Here is a 10,244-nt window from a genome sequence, read left to right as displayed (position 1 = left end):
CCTGCCACCCCTATCAACCCCCAGCGAAACCAAGCGAGTCGGAGGAACCCCATGAGCACCAACCCGTTCGAGAACCCCGAAGGCACCTACTCCGTGCTCGTCAACGACGAGGGCCAGTACAGCCTGTGGCCCGACTTCGTGGACGTGCCGGCCGGCTGGACCGTCGCGCACGGCCCCGCTCCCCGGCAGGAGTGCCTGGACCACATCGAGGTCAACTGGACGGACATGCGCCCCAAGAGCCTCGTGGAGCGGACGGCGGCGGACCAGGCCGGCTGAGCCCGCCGATGCTCTCCACCCGACTCACCAACGCCCGCATCCTCACCATGGATCCGGACCGCCCCGCCGCCCGCGAACTGGGCATCTGGCGGGGCCGGATCGTGGGCCTGGACGAGGAGGTGGCCGCCCTGCCCGCCCGCAGGGAGGTCGACCTCCAGGGCGCCACCGTGCTGCCCGGATTCATCGACAGCCATGTCCACCTGGCCTGGACCGGCTTCAAGGCCGGCACGCCGAGCATCGCGCCGTGCCGCTCGGTCGACGACGTGCTGGCCGCCGTGGCCGGGGCGGTGGCACGCACACCGGAAGGGGGCTGGACCGACCTCGCGGGCTACGACCAGCGGGGCCTCGGCCGCCATCTGACCGCCGCCGAACTGGACGCGGTCAGCGCCGGGCGCAAGGTGTTCCTGATGCACGACTCCGGACACGGCTGCATGGTCAACACGGCCGTCCTTGACCTGCTGCCCGCCGAACTCGCCGACGGGGACGGCTTCCTCGCCGAGGGAGCCATGGGGGCCGCGCGGGCCCTGCGACTGCCCTACTCCCAGCAGGAGTTGGCCGACGCCATCGGTCACGCGGCCCGTGGCTGTCTGGCCGAGGGCATCACCGGCTGCGCCGAAGCGGGCATCGGCGGCGCCCTGTTCGGGCACAGCCCGGTCGAGCTCGGCGCGTACCAACTGGCATCGGAACAGGGCCAACTGCCCCTGCCCGTCCAGCTCATGGTCTCCGCCGACCGGCTGCGGCCCGTCACCGCGCACCGCGACGACGGCATTCCCCGCGCCCTCGACCTCGGCCTGCGTACGGGGTTCGGCGGCGACCGGCTCTCCGTCGGCGCGCTGAAGATCTACACCGACGGCGGCATGATGGCCCGTACCGCCGCCCTCAGCCGCCCCTACGAAGGGCTCGACCACGCGGGCCAGTTGCAGGACGACGCCCAGTCGCTGGCGGACACGATCGTCGACGGACATCTCGCGGGCTGGCAGCTGGCCGTCCACGCCATCGGCGACCGGGCGGCCGACGTGGCCCTCGACGCCCTGGAGCGGGCCCAGCGCCTGCGGCCGAGGCCGGACGCCCGGCACCGCATCGAGCACGCGGGCCTCATCCGGCCCGACCAGCTGGAGCGCCTCGCGGCGCTGAGGGTGGCAGCAGTGGTCCAGCCGAACTTCCTGCGGTACTTCGGCGACGACTACGCGGCCGTCATGGGGAAGGAGCGGGCACCCTGGCTGTACCGTGGACGGGGATTCCTCGACCACGGCATCACGCTGGTCGGCAGTTCGGACCGGCCCGTCGCGGACGGATCGCCGCTCAGGGCGATCCAGTTCATGGTCGAGCGGGCCTCCGCGTCGGGGCAGGTCATCGGCCCGGACGAGGGCATCACCGTCGAAGAGGCACTGCGCGCCTACACCGTGGCCGGCGCCTTCGCCTGCCACTGGGAGGACCGCGCGGGCAGCCTCACGCCGGGCAGGAGCGCGGACCTGGTCGTCCTGGGTGACGACCCCACGGGTGTCGAGGTCTCACGCATCGGTGACATCGACGTGGTCGCGACGTTCGTCGACGGCCGGGAGAGCGAAGGAGGCGCACTGTGAGCACGCGCACCGACAGCGTGGAGACGTACGCCCATCTGTGGCAGGCGCCCCCCTACCCGCGCAGGTGGGTGCTCTGGGACACCGCGGGGGACGTCCTCGTCTTCGACCGGGACACCAACGGGGTGGTGGACTTCGACGACGGGCCGACGCGCGGCGAGGTCCTGCGCAGGATGCGTGAGGCGGGCGTACCGGAGAGCGACGAGTATCCGGGGCGCCCCTGCGCGTAGGTGTTCCCTGCGGGCCGGTGGGGGCGGGCCGCGCAGTTCCCCGCGCCCCCAAAGGGCGAAAGGCTGGGGCGCAGCCCCAGCTTTCTTGCTGCCGCGTCCACGAGGGTGATGGGCCGTCACCCTCGGCCCTGCGCCCGTCACATGCTCCGTGCCGCCCTGCCGTGCAGAAGGTGACGGATCAGCTGGTCGGTGGTGCAGACGACACCGGTCCGCGCGATCCACCGCAGCGCCATGGAATGGTCCTCGGCGGAGAAATCGGCCACCGCGTCCGCCACCACGAACGGCTGGATGTCGTGCATGAAGGCGTCCGCCGCCGTGAGCAGTATGCCCAGATGCGCCCGCACCCCGCAGAGGATCAGCTGATCGCGCCCCTCGGCGCGCAGCAGCCTGCCGAGATGGCTGCGCAGGAACGCGTTGTGGCGGACGTTGACCATCAGGTGTTCGCCCGCCCGGGGTTTGAGCGGTGCCACGACCGCCGCGTCCCCGTCGGGCGCCGGGCCGATGCCGGGGCCCCAGATGTCCCGCATCAGACCGCGCTGGCCGGGGCGTTGCCCGGCCGGTTCGGCGCTGAAGACGATCGGCATGCCGAGGGTGCCCGCCAGTTCGCGCAGGGTGGTGATGTTGTCGATCAGTTCCACGACGGGCGAGCAGTCCGGCGGGAAGGCCTGGACGAAGTGATTCTGCATGTCGTGGACGAGCAGCGCGGACCGCGCCGGATCGATCGTCCACGCCGGACCGGACGCGGGAACCGCTGAACGGTCGGGCATGGCATAAGAGTTGATGACGGGCAGGACCATGGGCGGACTCCTCCCTGGTGGCGTGGACACCCGAGCCCTCTTAGGGGAAGTTAGCTTAGCCTAAGCTAACTTGATGAGGGGTGGGGTGTCGGACACCCGATCGCGCCGTGGCCCCGGCTCCGCCCGGCTCATCGGGGAACCCGACGACGAGCGGGAGCGCCGTACTGTTCAATGGAAGTGAACGCCCTCGCGCAACGCTCTCGCACAACACCGCCGGACGACGCCCCCGCTCCGCACCGCTGCACACGCCCGCACGAACGTCGCCGCTGCGAAAGGAGCCGCTCGTGTCCCCTGTCGTGGTGCCGCCGGTCGGCGCGCGCATCCGCCGGGCGCGTACGGCACAAGGCATGAGCCTGCGCGCACTGGCCCGGGAGATCGGGGTGTCCGCGAGCCTCGTCTCGCAGATAGAGACCGGCAAGAGCCAGCCGTCGGTGAGCACCCTGTACGCGATCACCACCGCGCTCGCCATCCCGGTGGAGTCGCTCTTCGACACCGAGGGCGGGCCGGCCCCCGCCCCGGCCCCTGCTCCCGCCCCGGTGGGCGCACCGCCCGGCGAAGGCACCGTGCTGCACGCGCTCGCCGCCTTCGCCGCCGACCCCCGGCGCAGGATCGGCCCGCTGGTCGGCGGTGGTGAACGGGAGGTGCTTGAGCTGGACTCGGGCGTCGTGTGGGAGCGCCTCGGCCGGGTCCCCGGAGCGGACGTCGACTTCCTGCTCGTGACCTACCGCCCCGGCGGAGCCTCCTCCGGCACGGGCGGTCTGATGCGGCACGCCGGGACCGAGTACGGCTACCTGACCGCCGGCGAACTCGTTCTCACCCTCGGCTTCGACGAGTACGTCATCCGGCCCGGCGACGCGGTCAGCTTCGAGTCGACGACCCCGCACCGCTACCGCAACGACGGCGACGAACCAGCCGTGGGTGTCTGGTTCGTGTTCAGTATGCCTTGACACTTCTCCCGGACGGTCGTTCACTCCGCATGAGGGTGGTGGTCGTCATGGCAATCCGCACCTACGGACCGAACGCCGTCGACTGGGAACAGCGCATCGACCTCGACCGGCTCCGCACGGAACGCCTGCAGCGGCTCCACACGGCGCTGAACCGCAGCGAGTTGGGCGCCCTGCTGAGCTTCGACTTCGCCAACATCCGCTATATGTCGTCCACCCACATCGGCACCTGGGCGATGGACAAGCTGATCCGCTTCGCGCTCCTCGTCCGCGGCGGCGAACCGGTCGTGTGGGACTTCGGCTCCGCCGCCCGCCACCACCAGCTGTACAACCCGTGGCTCGACCACGGCGACGGCAAGGAGGGCGGCCCGCCCACCGGCGCCCGCGCGGGCATCTCCACCCTGCGCGGCGCCTTCCACCCGGACGCCGGGATCGGCGCCGACGTCGCGGCGAAGGTGGCCGCCGAACTGCGCGAACACGGCCTGGCCGGCGAACCGCTGGGCGTCGACCTCGCCGAGATGCCCGTCCTGCACGCCCTCAAGGAGCAGGGCATCGACGTCGTCGACGGCCAGCAGGTCTTCCTGGAGGCCCGCAGGGTCAAGACACCCGACGAGATCTCCCTGCTCACCCAGGCCTGTTCGATGGTCGACGCCGCCTACGAGGAGCTGTACGGCTACTTACGGCCGGGCGTGCGGGAGAACGAGTGCGTCGGACTGGTCAGCAAGGTCCTGTACGACCTGGGCAGCGAGTACGTCGAAGGCGTCAACGCGATCTCCGGGGAACGCTGTTCACCGCATCCGCACGTCTACAGCGACCGGCTGATCCGCCCCGGCGACCCCGCCTTCTTCGACATCCTGCACAGCCACCTCGGCTACCGCACCTGCTACTACCGTACGTTCGCCGTCGGCAGCGCCTCACCCGCGCAACGTGACGCGTACGTCCGCTGCCGGGCCTTCATGGACGAGGCGGTCGTGCTGGTCCGGCCGGGCGCCACCACCGCCGACATCGTCGAAGTCTGGCCCCGGGCCGAGGAGTTCGGCTTCCCCGACGAAACCGCCGCCTTCGCCCTGCAGTACGGGCACGGGGTGGGCCTGTCCATCTGGGAGAAGCCCATCTTCAGCCGGCTGGTCTCGCTCGACCACCCCGAAGTCCTCGAAGAGGGGATGGTGTTCGCGCTGGAGACGTACTGGCCGGCGGCGGACGGCTGGTCGGCCGCCCGGATCGAGGAAGAGATCGTCGTCACCGCCGACGGGTGCGAGGTGATCACCAAGTTCCCGGCGGAGGAACTCCTCGTCGCGGGCCGCAAGTACTGGACCGTCGGCGGCGAGCTGAACACCCGCCGCGAGTCCCAGTCCCATCTGAACACCCGCGAGGGCAGGGGCGGACGATGACTGCCGCCCCACGGACCGCGGACGGCCCGGACACAGCCGAACTCCTCGCCCTCTACGAGGAGATGGCCGTCATCCGGCGCACGGAGAAGGCCGCCCACGACCTGTTCCTGTCCGGCCTCGTCAAGGGCACCACCCACCTCGCCGCCGGACACGAGGCCGTGGCGGTCGGCGCGAGCGCGGCCCTGCGCGACGACGACTACGTGTTCGCCACCTACCGCGGCCACCACCACGCCCTCGCCCGCGGCGCGACCCCCGAGGAATGCCTCGCCGAACTGATGAGCCGGGCGAGCGGCCTGTGCGGGGCCAAGGGCGGCTCGATGCACCTCACCAAGGCCTCCGGCAACATGCTCGGCTCGTACGCGATCGTCGGCGCCCATCTCCCCATGGCGGTCGGTGCCGCCTGGTCGGCACGGCTGAGGGGGACCGGACAGATCGCCGTGGCCTTCTTCGGCGACGGGGCCACCAACATCGGCGCCTTCCACGAAGCCCTCAACCTGGCCGCCGTATGGAAGCTGCCCGTGCTGTTCGTCTGCGAGAACAACCTCTACATGGAGTACACCCCGATCGCCGACGTCACCGCCGTGGCCCACCCCGCGGCCGACCGGGCGCCCGCCTACGGCATCCCCGGAGAGATCGTCGACGGCAACGACGTGGTCGCCGTACGGGAGGCGGTGGACCGGCTGGCGGGCCGGGCCCGGGCGGGGGACGGGCCCGGCCTCCTTGAGGCGCGGACCTACCGGCACTTCGGCCACAGCCGCGCGGACCCCGCGACCTACCGCCCCGCCGAGGAGGTGGAGCGCTGGCTCAAGCACGACCCGCTCGACCTGGCACGGGGCCGGCTCGCCGAACTCGGGGTGCCGGACGCGACGGTCGCCGCGGCGGACGGGCGTGCCGAAGCCGTCGTACAGGCGGCCGTCGAGGCCGCGAAGAACGCGCCCGCGCCCGATCCCCGGGAAGCGCTGACCGACGTATGGGCCGACGGAGGTGCGCGATGGCGGACGTGATCACCTACCGGCAGGCCGTCGCCGAGGGCATCGCGCGGGAGATGCGGCGCGATCCGGCGGTGGTGTGCCTGGGCGAGGACATCGGCGCGGCGGGCGGGGTGTTCAAGACGACGGCAGGCCTGCACGAAGAGTTCGGCTCCGGGCGGGTGTGGGACACGCCGATCTCCGAACAGGCCATCGTCGGGGCGGCGATGGGCGCCGCGATGACCGGGATGCGGCCCGTCGCGGAGATCATGTTCTCGGACTTCCTCGCCTGCTGCTGGGACTACCTCGCCAACGAGATCCCCAAGGTCCGCTACATGACGGGCGGTCAGGTGACCGTCCCGCTGGTGGTGCGCACGGCCAACGGCGGCGGCCTCGGCTTCGGCGCACAGCATTCCCAGGCCACCGAGAACTGGGCGCTGACCGTCCCCGGACTGAAGATCGCGGCCCCGGCCACGCCCGCCGACGTGATCGGCATGATGGCCGCCGCCGTCCGCAGCGACGACCCCGTGGTCTTCTTCGAGCACAAGGGACTGCTCGCCACCAAGGGCCCGCCCGCACCACCGGACCACGTCGTCGAACTGGGACAGGCGGCCGTCCTGCGCGAGGGCGACGACGTCACACTCGTGGCCCTCGCCTCGATGGTGCCGCTGGCCCTGACCGCCGCCGAGCGGCTGGCCGAGGAGGGCATCGACGCCGAAGTGATCGACCTGCGCTGCCTCGTGCCGCTCGACGCGATGACCGTCCTCGGCTCCCTCGCGAAGACCTCACGGCTCGTGACCGTCGAGGAGAACCCCTACCAGGGCGGCTGGGGCGGCACGCTCGTGTCGATCGTCGCCGACGAGGGCTTCGGCCTCCTCGACGCACCCGTCCGCAGGGTCGCCGCCGCCTGCGTGCCGCTGCCTTTCGCGGACGTGCTCGAAGCAGAGGTCATCCCGACCGTCGACAAGGTCGTGGCGAAGGTCCGCGACCTCACCACGTACTGAACCGGGCCTCGGACGGCTCACGGAACTCGGAACCCGGCATGGGACTCGGCATGGAACTCGGCATGGAGAGAGGCGAGTAGGGCGATGACCAACCGAATGCTGCTGCGCTCGGGCCACGTGCTCTCGATGGATCCCGCCATCGGGGACCTGCCCGGCGGTGACGTCCTCATCGAGGACGGCAGGATCGCCGCGGTCGCACACGACCTCGACGCGGACGCCGAAGTGCTCGACATGACGGGCCGTATCGTCCTGCCCGGCTTCGTCGACACCCACCGGCACACCTGGGAGGCCTCCATCCGCGGCTGCGCGCCCGACGCCACCCTCGACGACTACTTCGTCGAGGTCCTGGACACGTACGCACCCGTCTACAGCCCCGAGGACGTGTACGCGGGCAACCTGGCGGGCTCGCTTGAATGCCTCAACGCCGGTATCACCACCCTCGTCGACTGGTCCCACATCAACAACACGCCCGAACACCCCGACGCGGCGGTCCAGGCCCTCACCGAGACCGGCATCCGCGCCCAGTACGCGTACGGCAGCGCCAACACCTCGCTCGCCGACTACTGGTACGAGAGCAAGATCGCGATACCCGGCGACGACGTACGCAGGGTGCGCGCACGCCACTTCTCCTCCGACGAGGGCCTGTTGACGATGGGCCTCGCCACCCGCGGCCCCGGCTTCTGCATCAACGACGTCGTCGAGGCCGAATGGCACCTCGCCCGCGAACTGGGCATCCCCCTCACCGTGCACGCCGGCATGGGACGGCTCGCCGGCCGCTTCGGCATGGTCGAGCAGCTCCACGGCCTCGGTCTGCTCGGCCCGGACACCACCTACGTCCACTGCTGCTACTTCAGCGAGGAGGAGTGGCGGATGGTCGCCGACAGCGGCGGCACCGTCTCCGTCGCCCCGCAGGTCGAGACACAGATGGGGCACGGCTGGCCGCCCGTGATGAAGGCGATCGAGTACGGCCTGCGGCCCTCCCTGTCCATCGACGTCGTCACCACCGTGCCCGGCGACATGTTCACCCAGATCCGCGCGGCCTTCGGCGCCGAGCGCGCCCGCGTCAACGCCGAGTGCTGGCAGGCCGACAGCCCATCCCCGACACCATGTTGACGGCACGTCAGATGCTGGAGATCGCGACCGTCAACGGCGCGCACGTCGCAGGCCTCGAAGACCGGACCGGATCGCTGGTCCCGGGCAAGCGCGCCGACGTCGTGGCGATCGACGCGACGGCACTCAACCTCGCGCCGCTCATCGACCCGGTGGCCGCCGTGACGCTGGGCGCGGACGTCTCCAACGTCGAGACCGTCATCGTCGACGGCGTCGTCCACAAGCGCGACGGCCGGCTCCTCGCCGACGTCGGGCGGGCCCGGCGCCTGGTCGAGGAATCCCGCGACCGCATCGCTGAAGCGGCCGAGGCGCGCGGGAAGCGGCAGCAGGCATGACACATCACGTGATCCGGCGGGCGGCGGACGCCGCGTTCGCCGCCCCATCCCAACTGCCGCACCCCAGCGCGGGATTCGGGCGGTGGCCGGTGGTGGGGGAGGAGGACGGCTCCGTACACACCGGCTTCGGAGTGTGCGAACTGGCGCCGGACGGGACGGTCGGGGCCCACGTCCACTCGTACGAGGAGTCCTTCCATCTGCTCTCCGGGACCGTGCTCCTCGATACGCCCGAGGGCTCGTACCTCCTCGAAGAAGGTGACTACGGGCTGCTGCCGGCGGGGGTCCCGCACGCCTGGCGCGGCGGCGGGGACACCGTCGCGCGCTGGGCGGACATGCTCGCGCCGGTACCGAGGGCCCGCTACGGGCACGACACCCAGGCGGTGCCCGCCCTGCCCGTCCGCGAGCCGGTCCGGATCGACGTACGCGATCCGCGCACCCGCTCCTTCGGCCACTTCGAGCCCGCGCAGATGGACCCGGGCAAGCAGTCCCAGGACCTCCTGTCGGTGTCGGCCGGCATGCGCACCGCGCTGCTCGTCTACAGCGGGATCACCGTGAAGATGATGGTGGACGCGGACCTGGGCGCGGTCGCCTCGACGATGTTCATGGTCCAGTACGCGGCCGACGGTGTCGCGGGCGCCCACGACCACCCCTTCGAGGAGACGTACCTGATCGTCGAGGGCGTCGTCGACGCCACCTTCGACGGGGAGCACCACCGGCTGGGAGTGGGCGACGCCGCCTGGGCGGGCGCCGGGTGTGTCCACAGCTTCAGCAACGCCGGTACGGGGCCGGTGCGTTGGCTGGAGACGCAGGCACCGCAGCCGCCGTCGCGTCACTCGTACCGGTTCGCGCGCGACTGGGACCACCTGCGGGACGTACTGGGCGTACCGGAGGCAAGGGAGGCTGAGTCGTGAGTGCTGTCGTCGTGGTCGGAGGTACGGCCGGTATCGGTCTCGCGATCGCCCGTGCCCGCGCGGAACGCGGTGACGACGTCGTCCTCACCGGACGCGACGCCCACCGGGCCGGGGCGGTGGCCAAGGAGATCGGCGCGCACGGGCTCGCCCTGGACCTCGCCAGGCCGCAGGAGATCGCGCCCGCGCTGGCCGGGGTCGAGCGCGTCGGCCATCTGGTGCTCGCCGGTGTCTCGCGCGACCGGAACACCGTCGCCGAGTACGACGTCGAGGCCGCGCTGCAGCTCGTGACCCTCAAACTCGTCGGCTACACCGAGGTCGTCCACGCGCTGCTGCCGCGGATGACCGAGGAGAGCGCCGTCGTGGTCTTCGGCGGGCAGGCCAAGGAGCGGCCCTACCCCGGCGCCACGACGGTCGCGACGGTGAACGCGGGCGTCACGGGCCTGGTGCGCACGCTCGCCCTGGAACTCGCCCCGATCCGCGTCAACGCCGTCCACCCGGGGATCGTCGGCGACAGCCCGTTCTGGGCGGACAAGACCGCCGAGGTGCTGGAGGACTACCGCGCACAGACGCCCACGGGACGGCTCGCGCGCATGCGGGACGTCGTGGACGCCGTCGACTTCCTGCTCAGCAACGCGGCGGTCAACGGCGTCGACCTCGCGGTGGACGGCGGATGGACCCTGCGCTGAGGGAACGGGTCG

At 71.5% G+C, this 10,244-nt stretch carries 10 protein-coding genes and 1 pseudogene; 10 read left to right on the top strand and 1 reads right to left on the bottom strand.

Annotated elements, in window-relative coordinates; translation table 11 throughout:
* Positions 1-51 precede the first annotated feature (51 nt).
* Genes ACFWGJ_RS03570 through ACFWGJ_RS03560 form a run of 3 tightly spaced genes read left to right on the top strand, consistent with a single transcriptional unit; the run spans position 52 to position 2,086 of the window.
* Entirely contained in the window at positions 52-276 is a 225-nt protein-coding gene (locus ACFWGJ_RS03570) for an MbtH family protein (RefSeq protein WP_210887588.1), read from the top strand.
* Positions 277-284: 8 nt separating this feature from the next.
* On the top strand, positions 285-1,859 hold the full coding sequence (locus ACFWGJ_RS03565; protein ID WP_387320672.1) for an amidohydrolase: 1,575 nt from the start codon (positions 285-287) through the stop codon (positions 1,857-1,859).
* Complete coding sequence (locus ACFWGJ_RS03560) at positions 1,856-2,086, top strand: hypothetical protein (RefSeq protein ID WP_387320671.1); 231 nt, start codon at positions 1,856-1,858, stop codon at positions 2,084-2,086. Before ACFWGJ_RS03565 ends, ACFWGJ_RS03560 begins: the two co-directional genes overlap by 4 nt.
* A gap of 137 nt (positions 2,087-2,223) precedes the next feature.
* Here the strand turns inward: ACFWGJ_RS03560 and ACFWGJ_RS03555 are convergent, their stop codons facing one another.
* On the bottom strand, positions 2,224-2,883 hold the full coding sequence (locus tag ACFWGJ_RS03555) for an isochorismatase family protein (protein ID WP_387320670.1): 660 nt from the start codon (positions 2,881-2,883) through the stop codon (positions 2,224-2,226).
* 284 nt (positions 2,884-3,167) lie between these two features.
* Between ACFWGJ_RS03555 and ACFWGJ_RS03550 the strand changes: the two genes are divergently transcribed.
* The 7 genes and pseudogenes from ACFWGJ_RS03550 to ACFWGJ_RS03520 all read left to right on the top strand — a co-directional run bounded on the left by ACFWGJ_RS03550 (position 3,168) and on the right by ACFWGJ_RS03520 (position 10,232).
* A complete protein-coding gene (locus ACFWGJ_RS03550) occupies positions 3,168-3,830 on the top strand; it encodes a helix-turn-helix domain-containing protein (protein WP_387320669.1) in 663 nt (220 codons plus the stop codon).
* A 47-nt stretch (positions 3,831-3,877) separates the two neighbouring features.
* Positions 3,878-5,218 (top strand): M24 family metallopeptidase, encoded by a 1,341-nt coding sequence (locus ACFWGJ_RS03545; RefSeq protein ID WP_387320668.1) that lies wholly within the window; start codon positions 3,878-3,880, stop codon positions 5,216-5,218.
* The gene (locus ACFWGJ_RS03540; protein WP_387320667.1) at positions 5,215-6,222 is read left to right on the top strand and encodes a thiamine pyrophosphate-dependent dehydrogenase E1 component subunit alpha; all 1,008 of its coding nucleotides are present in this window, start codon (positions 5,215-5,217) and stop codon (positions 6,220-6,222) included. The genes ACFWGJ_RS03545 and ACFWGJ_RS03540 overlap by 4 nt, the downstream gene beginning before the upstream one ends.
* The gene (locus ACFWGJ_RS03535; protein WP_387320666.1) at positions 6,210-7,190 is read left to right on the top strand and encodes an alpha-ketoacid dehydrogenase subunit beta; all 981 of its coding nucleotides are present in this window, start codon (positions 6,210-6,212) and stop codon (positions 7,188-7,190) included. The genes ACFWGJ_RS03540 and ACFWGJ_RS03535 overlap by 13 nt, the downstream gene beginning before the upstream one ends.
* Positions 7,191-7,274: 84 nt before the next feature.
* Positions 7,275-8,635, top strand: a pseudogene (locus ACFWGJ_RS03530) (amidohydrolase family protein).
* The gene (locus ACFWGJ_RS03525; RefSeq protein ID WP_387320664.1) at positions 8,632-9,546 is read left to right on the top strand and encodes a cupin domain-containing protein; all 915 of its coding nucleotides are present in this window, start codon (positions 8,632-8,634) and stop codon (positions 9,544-9,546) included. Before ACFWGJ_RS03530 ends, ACFWGJ_RS03525 begins: the two are co-directional and overlap by 4 nt.
* Complete coding sequence (locus ACFWGJ_RS03520) at positions 9,543-10,232, top strand: SDR family NAD(P)-dependent oxidoreductase (RefSeq protein WP_387320663.1); 690 nt, start codon at positions 9,543-9,545, stop codon at positions 10,230-10,232. Before ACFWGJ_RS03525 ends, ACFWGJ_RS03520 begins: the two co-directional genes overlap by 4 nt.
* Positions 10,233-10,244 lie beyond the last annotated feature (12 nt).

Origin of the sequence: Streptomyces sp. NPDC060205, assembly GCF_042728395.1 — a bacterium.
Classification (GTDB): Bacteria; Actinomycetota; Actinomycetes; order Streptomycetales; family Streptomycetaceae; genus Streptomyces.
Note: the sequence above shows the minus strand (reverse complement) of the source record. Positions and strands in the feature narration are given on the sequence as shown.